24 protein-coding genes are annotated in these 22174 nt (G+C 66.7%); 20 read left to right on the top strand and 4 right to left on the bottom strand.

All coding sequences use genetic code 11. The features are described 5' to 3' along the window. Window positions 1-108 precede the first annotated feature (108 nt). A complete protein-coding gene (locus ACNI3R_RS16260) occupies window positions 109-885 on the top strand; it encodes a glucose 1-dehydrogenase (RefSeq protein WP_426185227.1) in 777 nt (258 codons plus the stop codon). Window positions 886-897: 12 nt separating this feature from the next. Here ACNI3R_RS16260 and ACNI3R_RS16255 read toward each other — a convergent pair whose 3' ends face one another. After that, complete coding sequence (locus ACNI3R_RS16255; protein ID WP_426185225.1) at window positions 898-1719, bottom strand: sugar phosphate isomerase/epimerase family protein; 822 nt, start codon at window positions 1717-1719, stop codon at window positions 898-900. Between the two features lie 509 nt (window positions 1720-2228). Here ACNI3R_RS16255 and ACNI3R_RS16250 point away from each other — a divergent pair. The 10 genes from ACNI3R_RS16250 to ACNI3R_RS16205 all read left to right on the top strand — a co-directional run bounded on the left by ACNI3R_RS16250 (window position 2229) and on the right by ACNI3R_RS16205 (window position 12163). After that, window positions 2229-2903, top strand: coding sequence for a Crp/Fnr family transcriptional regulator (locus ACNI3R_RS16250; protein WP_426185474.1), 675 nt, complete (start codon window positions 2229-2231; stop codon window positions 2901-2903). Window positions 2904-2974: 71 nt separating this feature from the next. Further along, window positions 2975-4624 (top strand): cytochrome-c oxidase, cbb3-type subunit I, encoded by a 1650-nt coding sequence (gene ccoN, locus ACNI3R_RS16245; protein ID WP_426185223.1) that lies wholly within the window; start codon window positions 2975-2977, stop codon window positions 4622-4624. 11 nt (window positions 4625-4635) lie between these two features. After that, window positions 4636-5370: a cytochrome-c oxidase, cbb3-type subunit II gene (gene ccoO, locus ACNI3R_RS16240; protein ID WP_426185221.1), complete on the top strand. Its 735-nt coding sequence runs from the start codon at window positions 4636-4638 to the stop codon at window positions 5368-5370. Continuing rightward, window positions 5367-5531: a cbb3-type cytochrome c oxidase subunit 3 gene (locus tag ACNI3R_RS16235; protein ID WP_426185219.1), complete on the top strand. Its 165-nt coding sequence runs from the start codon at window positions 5367-5369 to the stop codon at window positions 5529-5531. Before ccoO ends, ACNI3R_RS16235 begins: the two co-directional genes overlap by 4 nt. Continuing rightward, entirely contained in the window at window positions 5524-6393 is an 870-nt protein-coding gene (ccoP, locus tag ACNI3R_RS16230; protein WP_426185217.1) for a cytochrome-c oxidase, cbb3-type subunit III, read from the top strand. The genes ACNI3R_RS16235 and ccoP overlap by 8 nt, the downstream gene beginning before the upstream one ends. Next, window positions 6393-7835 carry a cytochrome c oxidase accessory protein CcoG gene (gene ccoG, locus ACNI3R_RS16225; RefSeq protein ID WP_426185215.1) on the top strand — a complete coding sequence of 481 codons (1443 nt, stop codon included), beginning with the start codon at window positions 6393-6395 and terminating at the stop codon, window positions 7833-7835. Before ccoP ends, ccoG begins: the two co-directional genes overlap by 1 nt. Then, window positions 7836-8291, top strand: a complete 456-nt coding sequence (locus ACNI3R_RS16220; protein WP_426185213.1) for a FixH family protein — start codon at window positions 7836-7838, stop codon at window positions 8289-8291. Then, window positions 8288-10408 carry a heavy metal translocating P-type ATPase gene (locus ACNI3R_RS16215; RefSeq protein WP_426185212.1) on the top strand — a complete coding sequence of 707 codons (2121 nt, stop codon included), beginning with the start codon at window positions 8288-8290 and terminating at the stop codon, window positions 10406-10408. Before ACNI3R_RS16220 ends, ACNI3R_RS16215 begins: the two co-directional genes overlap by 4 nt. Next, a complete protein-coding gene (gene ccoS, locus ACNI3R_RS16210; RefSeq protein ID WP_426185211.1) occupies window positions 10405-10572 on the top strand; it encodes a cbb3-type cytochrome oxidase assembly protein CcoS in 168 nt (55 codons plus the stop codon). The genes ACNI3R_RS16215 and ccoS overlap by 4 nt, the downstream gene beginning before the upstream one ends. Window positions 10573-10696: 124 nt before the next feature. Further along, complete coding sequence (locus tag ACNI3R_RS16205; RefSeq protein ID WP_426185209.1) at window positions 10697-12163, top strand: porin; 1467 nt, start codon at window positions 10697-10699, stop codon at window positions 12161-12163. 5 nt (window positions 12164-12168) lie between these two features. Here ACNI3R_RS16205 and ACNI3R_RS16200 read toward each other — a convergent pair whose 3' ends face one another. Then, on the bottom strand, window positions 12169-12384 hold the full coding sequence (locus ACNI3R_RS16200) for a hypothetical protein (RefSeq protein ID WP_426185207.1): 216 nt from the start codon (window positions 12382-12384) through the stop codon (window positions 12169-12171). A gap of 110 nt (window positions 12385-12494) precedes the next feature. Next, window positions 12495-13154 (bottom strand): OmpW/AlkL family protein, encoded by a 660-nt coding sequence (locus ACNI3R_RS16195; protein WP_426185205.1) that lies wholly within the window; start codon window positions 13152-13154, stop codon window positions 12495-12497. 130 nt (window positions 13155-13284) lie between these two features. Here ACNI3R_RS16195 and hemN point away from each other — a divergent pair, with 130 nt between their 5' ends. From hemN to ACNI3R_RS16165, 6 genes are all read left to right on the top strand, one after another. Beyond that, a complete protein-coding gene (gene hemN / locus ACNI3R_RS16190; protein ID WP_426185203.1) occupies window positions 13285-14604 on the top strand; it encodes an oxygen-independent coproporphyrinogen III oxidase in 1320 nt (439 codons plus the stop codon). Beyond that, complete coding sequence (locus tag ACNI3R_RS16185; protein WP_426185201.1) at window positions 14594-14824, top strand: hypothetical protein; 231 nt, start codon at window positions 14594-14596, stop codon at window positions 14822-14824. Before hemN ends, ACNI3R_RS16185 begins: the two co-directional genes overlap by 11 nt. 143 nt (window positions 14825-14967) lie before the next feature. After that, window positions 14968-16638, top strand: coding sequence for an MFS transporter (locus ACNI3R_RS16180; protein WP_426185199.1), 1671 nt, complete (start codon window positions 14968-14970; stop codon window positions 16636-16638). 100 nt (window positions 16639-16738) lie between these two features. Further along, window positions 16739-17098: a hypothetical protein gene (locus ACNI3R_RS16175; RefSeq protein ID WP_426185197.1), complete on the top strand. Its 360-nt coding sequence runs from the start codon at window positions 16739-16741 to the stop codon at window positions 17096-17098. 111 nt (window positions 17099-17209) lie between these two features. Then, window positions 17210-18055, top strand: coding sequence for a choice-of-anchor A family protein (locus ACNI3R_RS16170; protein ID WP_426185195.1), 846 nt, complete (start codon window positions 17210-17212; stop codon window positions 18053-18055). Window positions 18056-18130: 75 nt separating this feature from the next. Continuing rightward, complete coding sequence (locus ACNI3R_RS16165; RefSeq protein ID WP_426185193.1) at window positions 18131-18955, top strand: acid phosphatase; 825 nt, start codon at window positions 18131-18133, stop codon at window positions 18953-18955. 4 nt (window positions 18956-18959) lie between these two features. On the opposite strand, the gene ACNI3R_RS16160 is transcribed toward ACNI3R_RS16165, so the two are convergent. Further along, entirely contained in the window at window positions 18960-19400 is a 441-nt protein-coding gene (locus ACNI3R_RS16160) for a MerC domain-containing protein (protein ID WP_426185191.1), read from the bottom strand. Between the two features lie 69 nt (window positions 19401-19469). Between ACNI3R_RS16160 and ACNI3R_RS16155 the strand changes: the two genes are divergently transcribed. The 3 genes from ACNI3R_RS16155 (at window position 19470) to trpD (ending at window position 21854) form a co-directional block, all read left to right on the top strand. Continuing rightward, complete coding sequence (locus tag ACNI3R_RS16155; protein WP_426185189.1) at window positions 19470-20093, top strand: DUF1826 domain-containing protein; 624 nt, start codon at window positions 19470-19472, stop codon at window positions 20091-20093. Window positions 20094-20271: 178 nt separating this feature from the next. Then, window positions 20272-20865: an anthranilate synthase component II gene (locus ACNI3R_RS16150; protein WP_426185187.1), complete on the top strand. Its 594-nt coding sequence runs from the start codon at window positions 20272-20274 to the stop codon at window positions 20863-20865. Window positions 20866-20867: 2 nt separating this feature from the next. Then, window positions 20868-21854: an anthranilate phosphoribosyltransferase gene (gene trpD, locus ACNI3R_RS16145; protein ID WP_426185185.1), complete on the top strand. Its 987-nt coding sequence runs from the start codon at window positions 20868-20870 to the stop codon at window positions 21852-21854. Window positions 21855-22174 lie beyond the last annotated feature (320 nt).

Genomic DNA, 22174 nt, shown 5'->3' with positions numbered 1-22174 from the left:
CTGCTCCTTTTGCGGCCAGCCGATGCCGCTTCGCCGGTCGGGCATAGCGATTGAGATCGGTGATCGGAACCGCCATAGCGGCGGCGAAGGCACGGGAGATCGACGGCGATGACGGCAACGGGACGGCTGGCAGGGCGCATCGCCCTGGTGACGGGCGCGGGTTCGGGTATCGGCCTCGGCATAGGGCGCCGTTTCGCAGCGGAAGGCGCGACCGTGCTGTTCACCGACATCGATCGCGACAAGGCGCAGGCCGCCGCAGCCGAGGCCGGCGGCCACGCCGCGACGCTGGACGTCACCAGCGAAGCCAGCTGGGCCGGGGCCGCAGCGCTGGTCGAGCAGAGCCTCGGCGGCCTCCACATTCTCGTCAACAATGCCGGTATCTGCGTGCCCGGATCGGTCGAGGACACCGACTTCGCCGCCTGGCGCCGCAGCCATGCGATCAACCTCGATGGCGTCTTCCTCGGCTGCCACAGCCTGTTGCCGCTAATGGCGAAGACGACCGCAGCCAGCGGGCTTGGTGGCGCGATCCTCAACATATCCTCGGTGTCCGCGATGGTCGCCTCGGCCAATTTCGCGAGCTATAATTCGTCCAAGGCGGCGGTCCGCCACCTGACCAAGTCGATCGCGCTCCATTGCGCGAAACAGCGCTACGCCGTTCGCTGCAACTCGATCCATCCGACCTTCATCGACACACCGCTGATCGACACGCTGGCCAAGGGCGCCGACCATGCGGCGATGATCGAGAAACTGGCCCGCCAGGTCCCGATCGGCCGCGTCGGCGACACCGACGACGTTGCCTGGGCGGCGGTCTATCTCTGCTCGGACGAGGCCAAATTCGTGACCGGGGCAGAGTTGCTGATCGATGGCGGGCTGGCGGCCCAGTAAGCGCGCCGGCCGCTACGCCGTCTCGGCGAACAGCCGCTCGGCCGCTTCACGCAAACCGCGTGCATGGCCGAGGGCGCCCAGCCGGGCGACGCGCTCGGCATCGGGAACCTCGACACTGAAGGCGCAATCGGCAGGCATCGCCCGGACGAGCGACACGAGGTCGATCTCCCCTTCACCCGGCACCAGCCGCCGATCGCGGGCCTCGCGCAGCCGCCCGGCGGGGTCCGCCGGCGCGGCAAGCGGGGCGTCGCACAGCTGGAGGAGGCGAAGCGGGGTACCGCATGACGCCGCAACGTCGGCCGCACATCCACCCGATCGGGTCAGATGGAGCGCGTCGACGACCAGCGAGACATTGGCTTCGCCGGCCTGCGCCCGCAGCGCGACCGCCTCGCCCAGTGAACGCATTTGGGTGGACGGCGCGAACTCCAGCCCGACCTCGATCTTGTAGCCACCCGCCAGCCGCGCGAGCGCGCCTATCCGGTCGGCGGCCCGAGCCATGTCCTCGTCCACGACGCAAACGGTCAGCAGCCGCGCACCGATCGCGGCGCCTGCCGCGAGCATCGGTTCGCACGCTGCGATATCGCTGTTGCGGCCGATCATGAGCACCTCGATCTCGGAGATGAGGACACCCTCGCCAGCGGCGATCCGCCCCAGTTCGACGGCCATGGCTGGCCCATCGACGAGGGCGGGCGACAGCAGGCGCGGACGGGCTGCATCCCCGCCGAAAACACGCAGGCAGGCACGGGAATAGCCCGCACCCGCCGCCGTGCGCACGAAGACGTCGGGCGTCAGTTGCGGCAGGGACAGCGGAGCGAGCGACAGGCGGGAGATCATGCCCCCCTCCTGCCAGCCCGCCCCATTGCTGTCACGCTGCCGTTCAGGGCGATGCCGGGCCTGCCGCATTGCCTGCGGGCAGGATGCGGTTCAGAACGGTGTAGCCCTGACGCTTCCCGACACTGTTCTGGAAGACCGCCGCCGGCACGTCGACGGTGACAGCGAGCCGTATGAAGCAGACGCACGAAAGACATCGACCGTGGCGGCGCAGCGCAAGACAAGAATGAACACGACGAATACTCTCCCCGTCCGCCCCAACCGGAACGGCCCCGGGGGCCGCCAACAGGCCCAACTGCATGCAATATCACGGTCCAATCATCCGACATTGCTCGATTTTCGTTACGGAACCTTATGATGGGCGCTTCTCCGACATCCGCGCCTTTCGGTATGTTTGCGTATATCGACGCTGGCCCCCGGCCGCCAATTTCCGCACGCTCGAAGATGTGAGGGGTGCGATGTACAACGATGTCCAGCTGACGACGCTGCCGGGGGAAAGCTTCGACCGGACGATGCCCGACAGCTGCGAAAGCTGCGAGGTTCGCAAGACCGCGATCTGCTGCTCGCTCGACAGCGCCGGCCTGGCCGCACTCGGCCGGCTCGGCCGCAAGATGCGGCTGAGCGCGGGCCAGACGCTGGTCTGGGAGGGCGATGAATCGGTCGTCGTCGGCAATGTCCTGTCGGGTATGCTCAAGCTGTCGACGGTCACCGGCGACGGCCGCGAGCAGATCGTCGGCATCGTCTACCCTTCGGACTTCATCGGTCGTCCGTTCGGCAAGGACAGCCACCACAGCGTCACGGCCCTGACCGACGCCTCGCTCTGTGTCTTCGGTCGAGGGACCTTCGATCGCTTCGCCCGCGAACATGAGGCGGTAGGCCACGCGCTGCTTCAGCGCACCCTGAACGAACTGGACCGCGCCCGGCACTGGATGCTGCTGCTCGGCCGCAAATCGGCCTGCGAGCGCGTCGCCAGCCTGATCCTGGAGATGGCCGAGCGCATGGGCGGCGGACACGATCTGGTGCTGCCTCTATCGCGCCAGCAAATGGCCGACGTGCTGGGCCTGACGATCGAGACGGTCAGCCGCTCGCTCACCAAGCTCAAGCAGGCGGGCATCATCGGCCTGCCCGGCCCCCGGCTGCTGTCGATCGCCCACCCCGAAAAGCTCGAGCGCATCGCCGCCGGCTGACAGTTGATCTCCGTCAACGACCCGGCGCCGCGCCGGGCCGATGGAGGCCAGGATCGCTCAAGAGGACCTATATGATCGCTCTGCTGTTCCGGAGCGGAGGGTGGCTGCTCGCCCTTCTGCTCGCCATCATCGCGGCTGCCGAGGCCGAAGATTCCGCCTTCGCCGTGCAGATGGGCATCGTCGCCCTCGCCGCGCTGGCAACGCTGTGGATCACGCTGTCGCGCACCGATTTCGACGTGCTGCCCGGCCGCAAGGCCGCGCCGGTGGAGACCGGCTATTATGACGACGTGATCCGCTGGGGCACGATCGCGACACTCTTCTGGGGCGTCGCCGGTTTTGCCGTCGGTCTCTACATCGCGCTGCAGCTGGCCTTTCCGATGCTCAACCTGGGGCTCGAATATACGAGCTTCGGGCGGCTGCGCCCCCTGCATACCTCCGCCGTCATCTTCGCCTTCGGCGGCAATGCGCTGATCGCGACCAGCTTCTGGGTGGTCCAACGCACCTGCCGCGCCCGGCTCGCCTTCCCGGCGCTCGCCCGCTTCGTTTTCTGGGGCTATCAGCTGTTCATCGTGCTGGCCGCGACCGGCTATCTCCTCGGCATCACCGAGGGCCGCGAATATGCCGAGCCCGAATGGTATGTCGACATCTGGCTGACCATCGTCTGGGTCAGCTATCTCGCGGTCTTCCTGGGCACGATCGTCCGCCGCGCCGAGCCGCATATCTACGTCGCCAACTGGTTCTATCTCGCCTTCATCGTCACCGTGGCGATGCTGCACCTGGTCAACAACCTGTCGATGCCGGTGTCGATCTTCGGTTCGAAGAGCTATTCCGCCTTCGCCGGCGTGCAGGACGCGCTGACCCAGTGGTGGTATGGCCATAACGCCGTCGGCTTCTTCCTGACCGCCGGCTTCCTCGGCATGATGTATTATTTCGTGCCCAAGCAGGCCGAACGCCCGGTCTACAGCTACCGGCTGTCGATCGTGCACTTCTGGTCGCTGATCTTCCTCTACATCTGGGCCGGCCCGCACCACCTCCACTATACCGCGCTGCCCGACTGGGCGCAGACGCTGGGCATGGTGTTCTCGGTGATGCTGTGGATGCCCAGCTGGGGCGGCATGATCAACGGCCTGATGACGCTCTCGGGCGCCTGGGACAAGGTCCGCACCGATCCGATCATCCGGATGATGGTGCTGGCGCTCGCCTTCTACGGCATGTCGACCTTCGAAGGCCCGCTGATGAGCATCAAGGCGGTCAACAGCCTGTCGCACTATACCGACTGGACCATCGGCCACGTCCATTCGGGCGCGCTCGGCTGGGTCGGCATGATCAGCTTCGCCGCGGTCTATTTCATGGTGCCGCGCCTGTGGGGCCGCAGCCGCCTCTACTCGCTGCGCATGATCAACTGGCACTTCTGGTCGGCGACGATCGGCATCGTCCTCTACGCCTCGTCGATGTGGGTCGCCGGGATCATGCAGGGCCTGATGTGGCGCGAATATGGGGCCGACGGCTATCTCGTCTATGCCTTCTCCGACGTCGTCGCCGCGATGAAGCCCTATTATCTGATCCGGGCCGCAGGCGGCGCCCTCTACCTGCTCGGCGCGCTCTTCATGGCCTGGAACATCGCCCAGACGCTGCGCGGCAGGCTGCGCGACGAAGCGCCCCTCGCCGATGCCCCCTATGACCCCGCGCTGGACAAGCCGCTCCAGCCGGTCGCCGCCTGAAGGATCGTCCCATGGCAAGCAAATTCCTCGACCATGGCCGGATCGAGCGCAACGTCACGCTGCTGCTGATCCTCGCGCTGATCACCGTCTCGATCGGCGGCATCATCGAGATCGCCCCGCTGTTCTGGATCGACTCGACCGTCGAGAAGGTGAAGGGCATGCGGCCCTACACCCCGCTCGAACTCGCCGGCCGCAACATCTACATCCGCGAGGGCTGCTACAATTGCCACAGCCAGATGATCCGCCCCTTCCGGGACGAGGTCGAACGCTATGGCCATTACAGCCTCGCCGCCGAGAGCATGTACGACCATCCCTTCCAGTGGGGATCGAAGCGGACCGGCCCCGATCTCGCCCGCGTCGGCGGACGCTATTCGGACGAATGGCATGTCCAGCATCTCGTCGATCCGCGCTCGGTGGTGCCGGAATCGATCATGCCGGGCTACGCCTTCCTGCGCGAACGCGACCTCGAGGTGAAGCATCTGGACGCGCATCTGGAGGCCCTTCGCAAGGTCGGCGTGCCCTACAGCAAGGACGCAATCGACAAGGCGGTCGAGGATGCGCTCGCCCAGGCCAGCCCCGACGCCGACAGCAGCCTGCTCAAGGCGCGCTATCCCAAGGCACAGGCCCGCGACTTCGACGGCGATCCGAAGCGAGTGACCGAGATGGATGCGCTGGTCGCCTATCTGCAGATGCTCGGCACGCTGGTCGACACCCGCGCCGCCGAACCGATGGAGCAGGCGCGATGAATTACGAGACGCTGCGCCACGCCGCCGACAGCTGGGGACTGCTGTTCCTGACGACCACTTTTCTGCTCGCGACCTGGCGGGCGCTGCGCCCCTCGGCGCGGGACGCCCATCGCGACGCGAGCCTCATTCCTCTTCGTGACGAAAGCCCGTGCGATGACTGAGAAGAAGATCGACGAAGCGACCGGGACCGAAACCAAGGGCCATGAATGGGACGGCATCGAGGAACTCGACACGCCGCTGCCCCGCTGGTGGCTGTGGACCTTCTACGCCTGCATCCTGTTCGCGATCGGTTATTCGGTCGCCTACCCCGCGATCCCGCTGCTCGACCGGGCGACGACCGGGCTTCTCGGCTGGTCGAGCCGCGACCAGCTGGGACAGGAGATGCGCGCGGCGGATGCCGCCAATGCGGCGACCCGGACGGCAATCGCAAAGGCCGACATCGCGACGCTCGATCCGCATGGGCCGCTGATGCAGGCCGCCGTCTCGGGCGGACGCGCCGCGTTCAAGGTGAACTGCGCGCCCTGCCATGGCGCGGGGGCCGCCGGCAGCAAGGGCTATCCCAATCTCAACGATGACGACTGGCTGTGGGGCGGCGACCGCGCCGCGATCCATGCCACCATCCTGCACGGCATCCGCCAGCCCGACAGCAGCACGACCCGCATGTCGCAGATGCCCGCCTTCGGACGCGACGGCATCCTGAAGCCGGCGGAGATCCAGGACATCGTCTCCTATGTCCGGCTCGTGTCGCGGCAGGAGGGGTCCAGCCCCGCAGCCCAGCGCGGCGCGGCACTGTTTGCCGCCAATTGCGCCGCCTGCCATGGCCCCGACGCCAGGGGCAATCGCGAGCTCGGTGCACCGAACCTGACCGACGCGATCTGGCTGTACGGTGGCGATCGCGAGGCCCTGACCGCGACCATCGCCAATGCCCGCTATGGCGTCATGCCGGCTTGGGGCGAGAAACTCGACCCGGCGACGATCAACATGCTCACCGCCTATGTCCATTCGCTCGGAGGCGGCGAATAATGTCCGGTCACGCGGACAGGACAGGCAAGGACGGCGGGCTCTATGCCCGCCGTGCCGACATCTTTCCGCGCGCAGTCGACGGCTTCTATCGTCGGCTGAAATGGTATGTCATGGCCGCCACCTTAGCGGTCTATTATGTCACGCCCTGGCTGCGCTGGGACCGGGGCCCCTATGCCCCCGACCAGGCCGTGCTGGTGGATCTCGCTCACCGCCGCTTCTACTTCTTCGGGATCGAGATCTGGCCGCATGAATTTTATTTCGTCGCCGGGCTGCTCGTCATGGCCGGTGTCGGCCTGTTCCTGGTCACCTCCACCGTGGGCCGCGCCTGGTGCGGCTATGCCTGTCCGCAGACGGTGTGGACCGACCTGTTCCTGCACATCGAGCGCTTCATCGACGGCGACCGCAATGCGCAGTTGCGGCTGAAGGCGGCATCATGGAGCCCGGCAAAGATCGCGCGGCGGTTCGCCAAACATGGCGCATGGATCGTCGTTGGCCTGCTGACCGGGGGCGCCTGGATCTTCTACTTCGCCGATGCACCGACGCTGGCGTCCGACCTGCTGCACGGACAGGCGGCGACCGTCGCCTATGCGACGATCGGCGTGCTGACCGCGACCACCTATGTGTTCGGCGGGCTGATGCGCGAGCAGGTCTGCATCTATATGTGCCCGTGGCCACGCATACAGGGGGCGATGCTCGACGAGCGCTCGCTGATCGTCACCTACAAGCACTGGCGCGGCGAGCCCCGTTCGCACGGCACCAAACGCAGCGAGGGTGCCGGCGACTGCATCGACTGCAAGGCCTGCGTGCAGGTCTGTCCGACCGGCATCGACATTCGCGACGGCGCGCAACTGGCCTGCATCACCTGTGCACTGTGCATCGACGCCTGCGACGAGATGATGGCCAAGGTCGGCCGCCCGCGCGGGCTGATCGACTATGCGACGCTGGAAGGCTGCGAGGCCGAAGCCGCCCGCGCAGCCCCAGTGCCGATCGCGCGGACGCTGACCCGGCCGCGCACGCTCTTCTATGGCGGGCTGTGGGCGCTCGTCGGGCTGGTCATGATGTTTGCGCTCGGCAACCGCACCCGCCTCGACCTGACCGTCGGCCATGACCGCAACCCGCTCTGGGTGCGCATGTCCGACGGCGATGTCCGCAACGCCTATACGATCAAGCTGCGCAACATGGAGTCGCGGCCGCGGGTCATATTGCTCGGCCTCGACGGCATGGCGGGCGCCCGGATGTGGGACTCGACCGATGGCGAGACCGGCGCCGCGCCCGTTCTGCGCTTCACGGTGCCCGCCGACAGCGTCGCCCAACGGCGCATCTATGTACGCGGACCGGTGCAAGCGGAGGCGAGCGTGCCGGTCGGCTTCACCGTCACGGCCGCCGACGACCAGAAGGCGAGCGACCGCGTCGAGAGCCGTTTCGAAGGACCGGAGGAATAAATGAGCAAGGGGTTTACCGGGCGCCACATGGCGGTCTCGATGGTCGGCTTCTTCGCGGTGGTCATCGCGGTCAATGTCACCATGGCCACCGTGGCGTCGCGCAGCTTCGGCGGCACCGTGGTCGACAACAGCTATGTCGCCAGCCAGCATTTCAACCGCTGGCTCGACGAAGCCGCCGCCGAACGCAAGCTGGGCTGGACGATAGGGGCCGATCGCGTCGGTGACCGGGCCGAGATCCACCTCCATGGCAGCGGCGGCCCTCTCGCCGAAGCCATCGTCACGGCCGTGGCACAGCATCCGCTCGGTCGCCAACCCGACCGTCCCCTTCGCTTCGAGAGCCGGGGGAATGGGCAATATCGTTCCATCCAGACTCTGCCGCCGGGCCGCTGGCGGCTGCGGATCGAGGTCAGCAACGGCAATGACGCCGCCCGCTTCGTCGACGAGGTGCCCGCATGAACGCGCTGCTGTCCCACGCCGAATTCGTCCTGCCCGGCATTCGCTGCGCCGGCTGCATCGCCAAGATCGAGGACGGGCTGTCCGGGCTGCCGGGGGTCGTCTCCGCCCGCGTCAACTTCACCGCGAAGCGCGTCGCGGTCGATCATGACGGCTCGCTCGACGATGCCGAATTGCGCCGTGCGATCGGCGAGCTCGGCTTCACCGCCGAACTGCTGGTCGAACCCGGCGACAAGGCCGTGGCGCAGGTCCGCGAGAGCCGCGAACTGCTCAAGGCATTGGCGGTGGCGGGCTTCGCCGCAATGAACGTCATGCTGCTGTCGGTGTCGATCTGGTCCGGAGCCGAAGGCTCCACACGCGATCTTTTCCACTGGCTATCGGCCCTCATCGCGATGCCGACCGTCGCCTATTCGGGACAGCCCTTCTTCAAATCGGCCTGGGCGGCATTGCGCCATGGCCGGACCAATATGGACGTGCCGATCTCGATCGGCGTGCTGCTCGCCACGCTGCTGAGCCTGTTCGAAACGATCGTCGGCGGCGCGCATGCCTATTTCGACGGTGCGGTCTCGCTGCTCTTCTTCCTGCTCGCGGGCCGCTATCTCGACAGCGCGATGCGCGATCGTGCGCGCGACAGCGCCGCCACGCTGATGCGGCAGACGGCACCCGGCGGGACCGTGATCTATCCCGACGGCAGCAGTGCCTGGGTCCGCGCCGCCGACCTGGCCCCCGGCATGCGCATGATCGTCGCCACCGGCGAACGCTTCGGCGCCGACGGACGGATCGAGAAGGGCGAGACCAGGATCGATGCCTCGCTGGTCACGGGCGAAAGCGCGCCCGCACCGGCCTCGGTCGGCGACCGGGTGATCGCCGGCACCCTCAATCTCTCGGCTCCCGTCGAGATTACCGTGACCGCCGCCGGCCCGGACACCGCCATCGCGGGCATGGCCCGGCTGATGGAGGCGGCCGGACAGGGCAAGTCGCGCTATGTCCGCATCGCCGACCGCGCGGCGCGGCTCTACGCGCCCGCCGTCCACTCTTTGGCCGCGCTCAGCTTTGCCGGCTGGATGATCGCGGGCGCGGGCTGGCACCAGTCGCTGCTGATCGCGGTGGCGGTGCTGATCATCACCTGCCCCTGCGCACTCGGGCTGGCGGTGCCGGTGGCGCAGGTGGTTGCCGCTGGGGCGATGATGCGGCGGGGCATTTTGGTCAAGGATGGCTCCGCACTCGAACGTCTGGCGGAGGCCGACAGCGTGCGCTTCGACAAGACCGGTACGCTGACGCTCGGCCGCCCCGAACTGATCGGAGACATGCCGCTGTCGGACGACGAGCGGCCGCTGGCGCTGGCGCTCGCCCGGGCGAGCCGTCACCCGCTGTCGATCGCACTTGCGCGTCGGCTCGAAACCGAAGGCGGAATCGCAGCCGATCTTGGCCGGATCGTCGAATATGCGGGCAAGGGCGTCGAAGCGCGACAGGGGGACAGGACGATCCGCCTCGGCAGCCCGACCTGGATCGGCTGCACGGCGCCCGGCGAAGAGCTTGCCTGCGCCTTCGCGGTCGAGGGCCAGCCGGCCCGGCTGTTCCGCTTCAGCGACCGCATCCGGCCCGAGGCCGGAGCGAGCGTGCGGCGGCTCGAAGCGCAGGGGCTCGAATGCGCAATCCTGTCGGGCGACCGGCGCGCCGCCGTTGCACCGGTAGCGGCCGAACTCGGACTGACCGCCGCCGTCGGCCTGTCTCCTGCGGAAAAGGTCGACGCGATCCAACGGCGGGCGGCGATAGGTCGCCGCGTCCTGATGGTCGGCGACGGGTTGAACGACGGCCCCGCGCTCGCCGCCGGTCATGTGTCTATGGCGCCGGCCTCGGCCAGCGATGTCGGACAGATGGCGGCCGATCTCGTGTTCCTTGGCGACTCGCTGGCACCCGTTCCAACCGCCGTCGACGCCGCGCGACGGACGATGCGCGTCGTCCGGCAGAACTTTCTGCTCGCCATCGGCTACAACATGCTGGCCGTCCCGCTCGCACTCGCCGGCATGGTCACGCCGCTGGTCGCTGCCATCGCCATGTCGACCTCTTCGATCATCGTCGTGGCGAATGCGCTGCGGCTCCGGAGGATCGCCGCATGAACGGGATCGCCTTCCTCATCCCGATCGCGCTCGGCCTCGGCCTTGCCGGCCTCTTCGCCTTCCACTGGGCATTGCGCGTGGGCCAGTTCGACGACCCCGAGGGAGCGGCAATCCGCATCCTCCTCGACGAAGAGCCGGTTGAAAGGGATTCACGAGCGTCCTGACATATCCCGAGCGCGCCCGCTCGCTCTGTAATCATTTCGTCACCGGTCCGTCACAAATGTCATCGAACTGTCATCAACCCGGCCTAGGGCGAGCTGGTTTTTCATCATCCCGAAGGCAAAATACATGGCACGCAGCTTCAAGGCGGCGCTGATCGCGAGCACCCTGCTCGCTCTCCCCGGCCCCGCCGGCGCGCAGACGATCGAAGAATTGAAGCGCGAGATCGACGAGCTGCGGACCATGGTCAAGGCGCTGCAGGCAGCCCAGGCCGCCGGCAACCCGCGCCCCGCAGATGCTGCCGTCGCCACATCGTCCAGCACCCCGGCGGGCGGCGCGCCCGTTCCGGCGACTTCGCTTGCCGTCAGCCCGGCGGTTGCGCCCGCTGCCGCAACGCCAGCCGGCGCGCCGGTCGTTCTGGCGTCTGCGCCGGTACACAAGTCCAAGGCCTGGTACGAGCGGCTTCAGATTCGCGGTTACACCCAGATGCGCTACAACGCCTTCCTGTCGGGCGACGACACGGCGCCGGCGGGGATTTCACGGCTGCGCTCGGTTCACGATTCGTCGATCTCGGACAAGGGCAGCTTCTCGCTGCGCCGGGTCCGCCTCGTCCTGCAGGGCGACGTTACCGACCGCCTTTCGATCTATATCCAGCCCGACTTCGCCACGGCCGTGAACAACCAGGCCGGGACCGAGCGGCGCGAGGGCTTCGGCCAGCTGCGTGACGCTTATGCCGACTTCTTCCTCGACAAGGACAAGCGCTTCCACCTGCGCTTCGGCCAGTCGAAGGTTCCCTATGGCTGGGAAAATCTTCAGTCCTCGTCGAACCGACTGACGCTCGACCGGTCGGACGCGATCAACAGCGCGGTTCCCGGTGAACGCGATCTGGGCATCGTCGCCTTCTACACCCCGACCCACGTCCAGAAGATCTGGGACCGGCTGGCGGAGGACGGCCAGAAGCTGTTCGGCAATTATGGCGCCTTCGGCCTGGCCCTCTACAATGGCCAGGGCATCAACAGGACCGAGCAGGACAAGCATCTGATGAAGGTGGCGATGGCGACCTGGCCGTTCGAGCTCGACGGTCTTGGCGAGATGTTCGAGGGTCAAGTGCTCGAGGTCGGGGCTTCGGGCATGCTCAACAAGGTGCGCCCGGAGGTCCGCTCCGGCGGCGTCAGCACGCTCGCTTATGACGACAATCGCGCGGGCGCGCACCTGATCCTCTACCCCAAGCCCTTCGGCTTTCAGGCGGAGTGGAACTGGGGCAAGGGTCCGCAATTCGACACCGCGACCCAGACGATCCGGTCGAAGAAGCTCAGTGGCGGCTATGTTCAGACGATGTATCGGATCAAGGAAAGCCCGATCGGTCCGATCATGCCCTATGCCCGCTGGCAGCGTTATCGCGGCGGATGGAAGGCATCGACCAACGCGCCGCGCCTGGAGACCGACGAGCTCGAACTGGGCGTCGAGTGGCAGATCATCAAGCCGCTGGAGCTGACCATCGCCTATGCGTCGATGAAGCGCAGCGAGGCCGACGAGCGCCGCACCGGCCGCGCCGAGGGGCAGCTGATCCGAACGCAGCTCCAGTTCAGCTACTGATCCGGTCAGTCGCCGCCTTTGCCGCCGAAGACCGCGTCCTTGGCCGAATCGAGCCCCTTGAGCACGGCCCAGCCAACCGCATAGGTGAAGACCAGCGGGACGATCGCGCGGACAACGGTGGCGGTGGCCGCGCCGATGATCGCGCCGTCGGCGGTCGAGTCTTCGCCATCGGCGCCGTCGATGGCACTGCCGATCAGGGCGCCCAGAGCGGTACTCAGCATGATGTGATCTCCATTCGTTGCGGGGCTGATACGCGGCACCCGCAAAGCGGTTCCAAAAAAGATGGGGAGCCGAAGCTCCCCAAGGTGCAAGTCGGAGAGGAGGACTTGTCTCAGAAACGCATGCCGATGCCCGCACCGAAGACGAACGGGTCGAGGTGGAGCTTGACCCGCTGGGTCGCCGCGGCGGTCGTGTCGAGCCGCGCGCGGGTGTCGATGTCGATATATTTGACGTCGAGATTGAAGAAAGCGCGCTTGCCGATCGGAATGTCGACGCCCGCCTGCAGCGCATAGCCGACGCTCGACTTCATCGACACGTCGGTCTTGCCGACCGCCGCGACCAGGCCTTTCGACCCCTTTTCCGAATAGAAGATCGTGTAGTTCACGCCAGCGCCGACATAAGGCCGGATCTGCCCCTCGGGCATGAAATGATATTGCAGCGTCAGCGTCGGCGGCAGCACCCAGGTCGAGGCCAGCTTGCCGATCGACCCGGTCGTGCCGGTGCGCCCGCTCGCATCATGTTTGGTGGTGGCGAGGATCAGCTCGGTGCCGACAGTCTTCGTGATCATGTAGGTGAAGTCGACCTCGGGCATGAAGCTGTTGTTCACCTTGACCTTCTCGCCGGGAAAGGCGGGAAGGACGGAGCCCGATTTCTCGTTCGGCGCGACGACGATGCCGCGCAGGCGAATGAGGAGGTCTCCCTGCTCGGCGCGCGCAGGCCCCGCCAGCATGGCGGCGACAACTGCGGTTCCGATCATCAATTTGCGGATCATGTCTCGTAAATCCCTGTGCGTTGGCCGAGCCCTGATGCGCGCCCGTCCCCGCCGGTCCCTTGACCTCGCGCAATCCCGCTCTTGATACGGATCAAGGGCGTCAGCGCGCAGGCATGCGACCAGTCCGATCATGTGGACCTATCATCCTGCCCTGCTCGAACGCGCGGTCCCGCGCTATACGAGCTACCCCACCGCCGCCGAGTTCAGGCCGGATGTGGGCGCCACCGAACTCGCCGAGGCGCTCGACGCGATCCCGGCGCGCGCGCCGCTGTCGCTCTACGTCCACATTCCCTATTGCCACGAGATCTGCAGCTATTGCGGCTGCAACACCGGTCGCGCGAACCGCAGCCATCGCCTGGCCGCCTATCTCGATGCCCTGGATGCCGAAATCGACATGGTCGCAGACCGTCTGTCGGGACGGGGCCTGGTGTCGCGCATCGCCTTCGGCGGCGGCAGCCCCAATGCGATAGCACCGCTCGACTTCGTCCGCCTCGTCGATCGCCTGACCACGCGTTTCCGCGCGTCGGCACCGGTGATCTCGGTCGAGATCGATCCCCGCACGCTCGAAGCCGCCTGGCTCGCAACACTGCGCACCATCGGCGTGCAGCGGGTCAGCCTGGGCGTGCAGACCTTCGATCCCGCGATCCAGCAAGCGATCGGACGGGTCCAGCCCGACGCCATGATCGCCCGCGCGGTAGCAGGCTTTCGCGACGCCGGGGTCGTCTCGATCAACTTCGACCTGATGTATGGCCTGCCCGGACAGACGATCGCCGATGTCGAACGCTCTGCAACCCGCGCCATCGAACTGGGCGCCGATCGCATCGCGTTGTTCGGCTATGCCCATCTGCCGTCGATGTTCCCACGCCAGCGGCGAATCGACGCAAGCGGGCTGCCCGACGCTGCGCTGCGCTTTCGTCAGGCCGCAGCGGGCCACGACCTGTTCGTGGCGGCGGGCTACGTACCGGTCGGCTTCGACCATTTCGCGCGCCCGGACGATGCCCTCGCCCTTGCCGCCAGCAATGGCACGCTGCGCCGCAATTTCCAGGGTTTCACCGAGGACGGCAGCCGCCACCTGATAGGCTTCGGCGCAAGCGCGATCAGCGATCTGCCGACGCTGCTGATACAGAATCAGAAAAATGCCGGCATCTATCGCGAGACGGTCGCGGCCGGGCAGCTGCCGGTCGAGCGGGGCATCCGCCGCGACCGGCAGGAACAGGCGCGGGCCAGGGTCATCGAACAGTTGCTGTGCGCCGGACGGGCCAGCGCCGGACGCGAATTGCTGCAGGCCGCAGGCCCCGCACTCGCCATCTTCGCCGAGCGCCAGCTGCTGCGCATCGAGAATGACAGAATCGAACTCGCCGCCGATGCCCTGCCCTATGCCCGGTCGATCGCCGCCTGTTTCGACGGCCACCGACCGATCAGCGAAGGTCGGTTCAGCAATGCCATCTGAGCCTGGCGCCACGGCGCTCATCGCCTCCGCCATCATGATCGTGGCGATGCTCGGCACCGCCGCGCCGGCACCAGCCGCGACCCTGCGCGTCGAGCTGTGCAGCGGCGGCGAGGCGCGGACGGTCGACATCCCCATTCGGGGCAAGCACCGCCCTCATGACGAGAATTGCACATTGGCCTGTCACGCGACCGATCCCCGGCGGCGCGGCGCCGCAGCCTGATATCGCGCCGTCGTCGACGAGCTTGGACGTTGCGGCAGAAATCCGACATGGTGCAGATCGAACAGGGTCTGGATCGCTCAAGTCCGAGAAACCGGACCGTGTTCTCAGCCAAATATGGCGTCTGAGATAAGGGGACGAGGACAATGGAAAGAGCGGAGCCGGCCGAACTGCCCAGACATCATCGGGCGCCGCAGAACGAGAAGCTGGTCATCGCGGCCTCCTCGCTCGGCACCGTGTTCGAATGGTATGATTTCTACCTTTACGGCCTGCTCGCGACCGCCATCACCGCCCACTTCTTTTCGGGCGTCAACGAGACGACCGGCTTCATTCTGGCGCTGGGCGCTTTCGCGGCGGGTTTCGCGGTCCGACCGTTCGGCGCGCTCGTCTTCGGCCGGATCGGCGATCTGGTGGGACGCAAGAACACCTTCCTCGTCACGATGGCGATCATGGGCCTGTCGACCTTCGCTGTCGGCTGTCTGCCCTCCTACGACCAGATCGGTGTCGCGGCGCCGATCATCCTAGTTGCCCTGCGCCTGCTCCAGGGCCTTGCCCTCGGCGGCGAATATGGCGGGGCGGCCACCTATGTCGCCGAACATGCCCCGGCCGACCGGCGCGGCCTCTACACCAGCTGGATCCAGACCACCGCGACGCTCGGCCTGTTCGCCGCGCTGCTGGTGGTGATCGGGGTCCGCTTCCTGATGGGCGAGGACAGCTTCGCCGACTGGGGCTGGCGCGTCCCCTTCCTCGTCTCGATGGTGCTGCTCGCGGTATCGATGTGGATCCGCCTGCAGCTCGCCGAAAGCCCGGTCTTCCAGAAGATGAAGGAGGAGGGCACGACCTCCAAGGCGCCATTGACCGAAGCCTTTGCCCGCTGGGGCAACCTCAAATGGGTGCTCGTCGCGCTGTTTGGCGGCGTCGCCGGCCAGGCGGTCGTCTGGTACACCGGCCAGTTCTACGCTCTGTTCTTTCTCGAAAAGACGCTCAAGGTCGACGGCGCGACCACCAACATCCTGACCGCCATCGCGCTTGGCATCGCGACCCCTGCCTTCGTCTTCTTCGGCTGGCTGTCCGACCGTATCGGCCGCAAGCCGATCATCCTGACCGGCTGCGCGATTGCCGCGCTCAGCTATTTTCCGCTGTTCAACGCGCTGACCGTGGCGGCCAACCCCGCCTTGGCACGCGCGCAGGCGTCTGCGCCCGTCGAGGTGATCGCCCACGCAGCCGAATGCTCGATCCAGTTCGACCCCATCGGCAAGAACAGCTTCGACGATCGCAGTTGCGACATCGCCAAGACTTTCCTCGCCAAGGGCGGCATCAGCTATCGCAATGTCGAGGCACCGGCCGGCACCATCGCCAGCATCCGCATCGGCGATCGTCGGATCGACGCACCCGACCCGGCCCGCGTCACCGGGACCGAGCGCAAGGCGGCGGTCGCGGCCTTCCAGGTCGACGCGAAGGCAGCGCTGAAGGATGCTGGCTATCCGCCTGTGGCCGACCCCGCCGCAATCGACAAGCCCATGGTCGTGGCGATCCTGACCGCACTCGTCCTGCTCGTAACAATGGTCTACGGGCCGATCGCGGCGCTGCTGGTGGAGCTCTTCCCCAGCCGGATCCGCTACACCTCGATGTCGCTGCCCTATCATATCGGCAATGGCTGGTTCGGCGGCTTCCTGCCGACGATCGTCTTCGCGATGGTCGCCGCCACGGGCGATATCTATTACGGGCTATGGTATCCGATCGTGGTCGCCGCAGCGACGGTGGTCATCGGCCTGTTCTTCCTGCCGGAAACCTTCCGTCGCGACATCGACAGTTGAGCCGAGGCCCTGAGCGCGAGAGCGCGCCGGACACGAACGCTTCCGCTATCCGTATGTTTACGAATGGAGCGCGGTAGGTCCTCTTGCCTAGCTCAGCGCCATGCCGTGGAATATCGTCCGCCTCGACCTAGACCCTGCGCCGGACGATCCGGACGGCTTGCGCGATCATTGCTACTTTCTGCGCCTCCCGCTCAACCCGGCGGGTTTCGTCGACCAGCGGCGCCTGCGCGAACAGCCCGAAGAGGCCACCGTGCTGCGATCGGCGCCGGACGAACCCGAACGCACCGGCCATCTCGCCCATGTGCGCGACCGCTGGGTGATCTCCTACGGCCCCGACGAAGAGGACGAGGCGCTGTTTCACCTCGAAACCCATGCCTTTCGCGCCGGTGGCCATGTCACCATCACGGGGCCCAAAGGGCGATCCCTGTCCTTCAGGGTCTGGAGTTGCCAGGCTCTTTGAACAGCACCTTCCCTAACGTCCATCCAGCTTTAGGCTGGCTTAAACCGATTGATGCGATAGCGTGACGATATTCCCCGCTGATTCTGTCGGGGCAAACGGTTCGAGGGCGTCATGCGGTTTGCTTCCCTGCTGGCTTCTGTCCGAAATCTGTTCGCCGTCTGGCTGCTGGCCATGGGCCAGATCGCGGGAGCCTCGATGATCGCGGAGGCGGACTTCCTCTACGAATGGAATCTCGTCGTCTTCGACAATCTCGACTCGCGCAAGGAAATCGAGGGGAAGACGTTCGTCGGCGGCGAGGCCCGCTACCGCTATGAGACGAAGGGCGACGCGAAGGATTATAGCGAGGAGATCGCCAAGCAACGCGAGGAACTGCTCCGCGCGACGAGCGGGCTGAGCGAGAACCTGCAGTCGCTCGCATCGACGGACAAAGTCTCGATCGAGAAGAACAGCCTCATCCTGAGGAGCGACGCCAAGCTGGGCGTCTTCGATCTCAGCCTCGACGATCTGCAAAGCCTTGACGGCATCCGTATCGAAATCGCCGATGGCACGAGCATGATCGTCAACGTGTCGGGGAAGGCGGGGGGTATCGACGCAGATTTCGATGCGAGCGGGATCGGCAAGAACAGCCAGCTGATCTGGAATTTCTACGAAGCGCAGGAACTCGAGTTCGAGCAGAGCTTCTTCGGTACGATCCTGTCGCCCTTCGCATCGGTGCGGAACGACGGCAGCATCGCCGGTACATTGGTAGCCGAGTCGCTCGATCAGCGCGGCGCGCTGAAAATGGGCAGCTACACGCCGGCCGGCGAGGCGATCGTCGGCGATGCCGGCGGCGGCGGGCTGGAAAGCGTTTCTGTTGCCCCCGAGCCGTCGAGCTGGCTCCTGCTCATGGCCGGATTCGCAGCAATCGGCGCTGTGCTGCGACGCCGTCCTCCTACATTCCACCCGGCCTCCGCCTGAGCGGTCGTCCCGTCTCTTCCTGGGGATCGCAGGCGATGCTATGCGCTGGCCCCCTCACTTTTCGGGAGAGGCAGGATGAGAGCACGGATCACCCAGGCCGGCATGATCGGCATCGCAGCGGCGATCATGGTCGCGGGAGCAGCCGTCATCGCCGCCGACACACCACCCGCCATGACCTCGCCGGTCAACACGCTGCTCGCCCAGGGCTATCTGGCGCGCGAAGCGTTGCCCGACAGCCTCGCCATCCTGCCCGCGCCGCCCGCTGAGGGGTCAGCCGCTCTGGCCCGCGATCGGGATGCGTCGAAGGCGGGGCTCGCGCTGGGCAAGGGCGCGCGCTGGGACCTCGCCACGGCGGACGCCGACCTCCGCACGCCGGCTGCAACGGGCGCCTTTTCCTGTGCTGCCGGCTTCGAGATCAGCCCGCAGGCGACACCCGCGATCGATCGCCTGATGCGCCGCAGCCTGCCCGACCTGGGCCTCGCGACCTATGGCGTCAAGGAACGCTACAAGCGGGCGCGCCCCTTCATGGAGAATGGCGAAGCCAATTGCTCGCCCGATTATACCGAGATGCTCCGCAAGGATGGCTCCTACCCGTCCGGGCACAGCGCGATCGGTTTCGGCTGGGGCCTGATGCTCGCCGAGATCGTGCCCGATCGCTCCGCGCGGCTGGTGGCACGCGGCATCGCCTTCGGGGACAGCCGGCGCATCTGCAACGTCCACTGGCTCAGCGATGTCGAACAAGGACGGATGATGGGGGCAGCGGTCGTTGCCCGCCTGCACGCAGACCCTGGATTCCAGGCCGATCTTCAGGCCGCCAAAGCCGAGGCGATCGCCGCCCGATCGATGGCGCCGTCGCGCAACTGCGCGCAGGAAGACGCCGCCCTGGCCCAGAAGCCCTGATCGATCAGGCGGGGTCGGAGCAGCGCTCCGCCACCGCCGCAACGGCCGGCCGCTGGCCGCGGTTGCGCCAGTTCGCGATATGGGCACCGGCAAGGAGCAGGCTGCCAGCGACCGTCAAACCCGTCTCGATCGCCTCACGGCTGGCGAAGGCGATACCGGCCGCCATCAGCACGAGTCCCGCCGATCCGACAGCCAGCGGCACCGACGCCCGGTGCCGCCGCCAGCCGGCGACCAGCGCAAAAGCACTGGTCGGGATCGCCAACAGCAGCACGATCAGGTGAAAGCTCTCACCGGGGTCGAGCCGATCGGCAAAGGCCGGCAGCGCCGCCAGCAGCAAGGGCAGCAACAGGCAGTGCGCCATGCAGGTGAAAGAGGCACAGACCGCAAAGCCGTCCAGCAAGCTCTCGGCTCTTGCCGAGCGCTCTTCGCCATCATCCTGCATCATCACCACCTCTTTCCCTTTTGATCGGCGGCTGATATGTTATGGTGTATCATTACTTTCAAGGATGAATCGGTGGCTGTTGCTCTTTCCATCGCTCCTGCCGCTTCGGTCTCGCCCGTCGCGAGCGGGTATTCGGAGGCGATCCTTTCGGCCATAGCCGATCGCGACGTCCAGCTGGCGATCTGGCAGAGGCCCCGCCCGTTCGCGCTCGCGCCCCTGGATAGGCTCGATCCGAACGGCGTTGCGGACATCGACGTGGAGATCGCCGTCGAAGAGCTTGGCAATGGCGTCGCCCGCGCCATTAACGATGCCGGTCCCGGCTATGTTCCGGTCAGGGCTGCGCTCGTTGCCGAGATCACCGAACGGGCAACCGGCTTTGCGGCGCTTTTCCCGACGCCGCGCCTCCGCCTGCGGCTGGAGGTCGTGCAGACAAACGCCTGCTGGAAGTTTCACATGGACTATGTCCCGGCGCGGCTCCTTGCCACGCTGTCGGGCCGCGGCACGGAGTGGTGTCTGGCCGACCAGATCTACGCAGTTCAGTCTATGGCGGCCGGCGACATCGCCATCTTCAAGGGTCGGATGCTGGTGGACGAGCCCCGCGTCCTCCATCGTTCGCCACCGATCGACGGCAGTGGGGAGTCCAGGCTCCTGCTCGCGATCGACCCGGTGCCCGCCGACCGCCACCGGATCGCCTGACGCAGACCGGCGCAGCGCAGCGTCGAGCGACGGATGGGCGCCGGACGCCTGCGATGCTAGTCATGCTTCGGAGCAAGGGGTGGCCGGGCGCTGCTGTCCGGACCGGCCCGCTGAGACCGTCTCGCAGCGGACACAGATCGCCCTTTCTTGTCGCCCGCAAAGCCGTTAGGGCGGCGGCATGATCCTCGTCATCGATAATTATGACAGCTTCACCTGGAACCTCGTCCATTATCTGATGGAGCTGGGTGCACGGGTGGAAGTCGTCCGCAACGACGCGATCAGCGTCGGCCAGGCGATGTCGAGCGGCGCCGAGGCCTTTTTGATCTCACCCGGTCCATGCACGCCGAACGAAGCGGGCATCTCGCTCGAACTGGTCGGTGCCTGCGCCGAGGCAGGACGTCCGCTGCTCGGCGTATGCCTGGGCCACCAGTCGATCGGCCAATATTTCGGCGGCCGGGTCGAGCGCGCACCGCAGCTGATGCATGGCAAGACGAGCCCGATCCATCATGACGGCACGGGTCTGTTCGATGGACTCCCCTCGCCCTTCACCGCGACGCGCTACCATTCGCTGGTGGTGCCCGAAGAGACGATGCCGGAGGTCCTGTCGATCAACGCGCGGACATCGGACGGACAGGTGATGGGTGTGCGCCACCGCTCGCTGCCGATCCACGGCGTTCAGTTCCATCCGGAAAGCATCGCGACCGAACATGGCCATGCGATGCTCGCCAATTTCCTGCGCAGCGCGGGCATCGCGGTGAAGGACCGCGGCTGACCTTGGCTTCGCTGCCCGATCCGCTGTTTCCGTTCGACCAGGACACCGCCCACGCCGTCTTTGCGTCGATCCTCGATGGCCGGCATGAGGAAGAAGAACTCGTCACCTTCCTGACCGCAATGGCGGAACGCGACGAGACCAGCGCGGAGATAGCCGGCGCGGCCCTCGCCATGCGCGAACGGGTCGTCCCCGTGCAGGCGCCACCGGGTGCGATCGACGTCTGCGGGACGGGGGGCGACGGGGCGCACAGCCTGAACGTATCGACTGCCGTCGCGATCGTGGTCGCGGGCGCCGGAGTGCCGGTGGCGAAACATGGCAACCGGGCCGCCTCGTCCAAGGCGGGCGCCGCCGACACGCTCGAAGCGCTGGGCCTGGACCTCGACCGGGCGTCCGACCGCGCCGAAGCGAGCCTCAACGAGATCGGGCTGTGCTTCCTGTTCGCGCAGAAGCACCACCCGGCGCTGAAGCCGCTCGGCCCGATCCGCAAGCGCATCGGCCGGCGGACGATCTTCAACCTGCTGGGGCCGATCTGCAATCCCGCCGGCGTCACCCGCCAGCTGATCGGTGTCGCACGGCCCGACTATCTGCCCGTCTATGCCGGGGCGCTCGAACGGATCGGCTGCGACGCGGCCATGATGGTGTCGGGCGACGAACCGCTCGACGAGCTGTCGATCGGCGGGCCGAGCAGCATCTTCCGATTGGGCGCGGTCGGTTTCGGCCCCGAGCGGTTCGAGCCCGCCGACGCGGGCCTGTCGCGCCACCCGCTCGAAGCCATTCGCGGTGGCGACGCCGATTACAATGCCGCCGCGCTGGGCCGGCTGCTCGATGGCGAACAGGGGGCCTATCGCGACGCCGTCCTGCTCAACGCCGCTGCAGCGCTGATCGTGGCAGGACGCGCGCAGGGCTGGACCGATGGTATCGCGATCGCCGCCGAGGCGATCGACAACGGAGCCGCGCGCCGGCTCCTGACCCGCTGGATCGCCTTCTGATCTGACGGCCACGTCGAGCCACCGAAGCCTGCTCACAAACGCTCGTTCCGCATTCCCCTCCACCGCCTTCGGCGGTCCCCCTCCCCGTTCCGGGGAGGATTCTCTACGCGACCCAAGCTCCTCCCCGGCACGGGGAGGGGGACCATGCGGAGCATGGTGGAGGGGAATCCGCGCTGCCGAAGCGAATGGCGAACACTTCCCAATCGCTGTCGCCTGCAGCCCACGGGCGCTTCGGACCTGTTGCGACAAATTCGCATTTAATTAATTGCGAATCGTTCTCACTATCGTTAGCAGCCGCCTAGCGACATAGTGAAGGGGAT

Origin of the sequence: Rhizorhabdus antheiae (assembly GCF_049889055.1) — a bacterium.
In the GTDB taxonomy this organism is placed as follows: domain Bacteria; phylum Pseudomonadota; class Alphaproteobacteria; order Sphingomonadales; family Sphingomonadaceae; genus Rhizorhabdus.
Note: the sequence above shows the minus strand (reverse complement) of the source record. Positions and strands in the feature narration are given on the sequence as shown.

Coding starts and splice junctions, on each gene's coding strand:
- ACNI3R_RS16250 (WP_426185474.1), top strand. CDS start 2,229: ATGCCCGACAGCTGCGAAAGCTGCGAGGTTCGCAAGACCGCGATCTGC.
- ACNI3R_RS16170 (WP_426185195.1), top strand. CDS start 17,210: ATGCGGTTTGCTTCCCTGCTGGCTTCTGTCCGAAATCTGTTCGCCGTC.
- ACNI3R_RS16175 (WP_426185197.1), top strand. CDS start 16,739: ATGCCGTGGAATATCGTCCGCCTCGACCTAGACCCTGCGCCGGACGAT.
- ACNI3R_RS16260 (WP_426185227.1), top strand. CDS start 109: ATGACGGCAACGGGACGGCTGGCAGGGCGCATCGCCCTGGTGACGGGC.
- hemN (WP_426185203.1), top strand. CDS start 13,285: ATGTGGACCTATCATCCTGCCCTGCTCGAACGCGCGGTCCCGCGCTAT.
- ACNI3R_RS16255 (WP_426185225.1), bottom strand. CDS start 1,719: ATGATCTCCCGCCTGTCGCTCGCTCCGCTGTCCCTGCCGCAACTGACG.
- ACNI3R_RS16235 (WP_426185219.1), top strand. CDS start 5,367: ATGAATTACGAGACGCTGCGCCACGCCGCCGACAGCTGGGGACTGCTG.
- ACNI3R_RS16185 (WP_426185201.1), top strand. CDS start 14,594: ATGCCATCTGAGCCTGGCGCCACGGCGCTCATCGCCTCCGCCATCATG.
- ACNI3R_RS16195 (WP_426185205.1), bottom strand. CDS start 13,154: ATGATCCGCAAATTGATGATCGGAACCGCAGTTGTCGCCGCCATGCTG.
- ACNI3R_RS16205 (WP_426185209.1), top strand. CDS start 10,697: ATGGCACGCAGCTTCAAGGCGGCGCTGATCGCGAGCACCCTGCTCGCT.
- ccoS (WP_426185211.1), top strand. CDS start 10,405: ATGAACGGGATCGCCTTCCTCATCCCGATCGCGCTCGGCCTCGGCCTT.
- ACNI3R_RS16200 (WP_426185207.1), bottom strand. CDS start 12,384: ATGCTGAGTACCGCTCTGGGCGCCCTGATCGGCAGTGCCATCGACGGC.
- ccoP (WP_426185217.1), top strand. CDS start 5,524: ATGACTGAGAAGAAGATCGACGAAGCGACCGGGACCGAAACCAAGGGC.
- ccoG (WP_426185215.1), top strand. CDS start 6,393: ATGTCCGGTCACGCGGACAGGACAGGCAAGGACGGCGGGCTCTATGCC.
- ccoN (WP_426185223.1), top strand. CDS start 2,975: ATGATCGCTCTGCTGTTCCGGAGCGGAGGGTGGCTGCTCGCCCTTCTG.
- ACNI3R_RS16220 (WP_426185213.1), top strand. CDS start 7,836: ATGAGCAAGGGGTTTACCGGGCGCCACATGGCGGTCTCGATGGTCGGC.
- ACNI3R_RS16150 (WP_426185187.1), top strand. CDS start 20,272: ATGATCCTCGTCATCGATAATTATGACAGCTTCACCTGGAACCTCGTC.
- ACNI3R_RS16180 (WP_426185199.1), top strand. CDS start 14,968: ATGGAAAGAGCGGAGCCGGCCGAACTGCCCAGACATCATCGGGCGCCG.
- ACNI3R_RS16215 (WP_426185212.1), top strand. CDS start 8,288: ATGAACGCGCTGCTGTCCCACGCCGAATTCGTCCTGCCCGGCATTCGC.
- ccoO (WP_426185221.1), top strand. CDS start 4,636: ATGGCAAGCAAATTCCTCGACCATGGCCGGATCGAGCGCAACGTCACG.
- ACNI3R_RS16160 (WP_426185191.1), bottom strand. CDS start 19,400: ATGATGCAGGATGATGGCGAAGAGCGCTCGGCAAGAGCCGAGAGCTTG.
- ACNI3R_RS16165 (WP_426185193.1), top strand. CDS start 18,131: ATGAGAGCACGGATCACCCAGGCCGGCATGATCGGCATCGCAGCGGCG.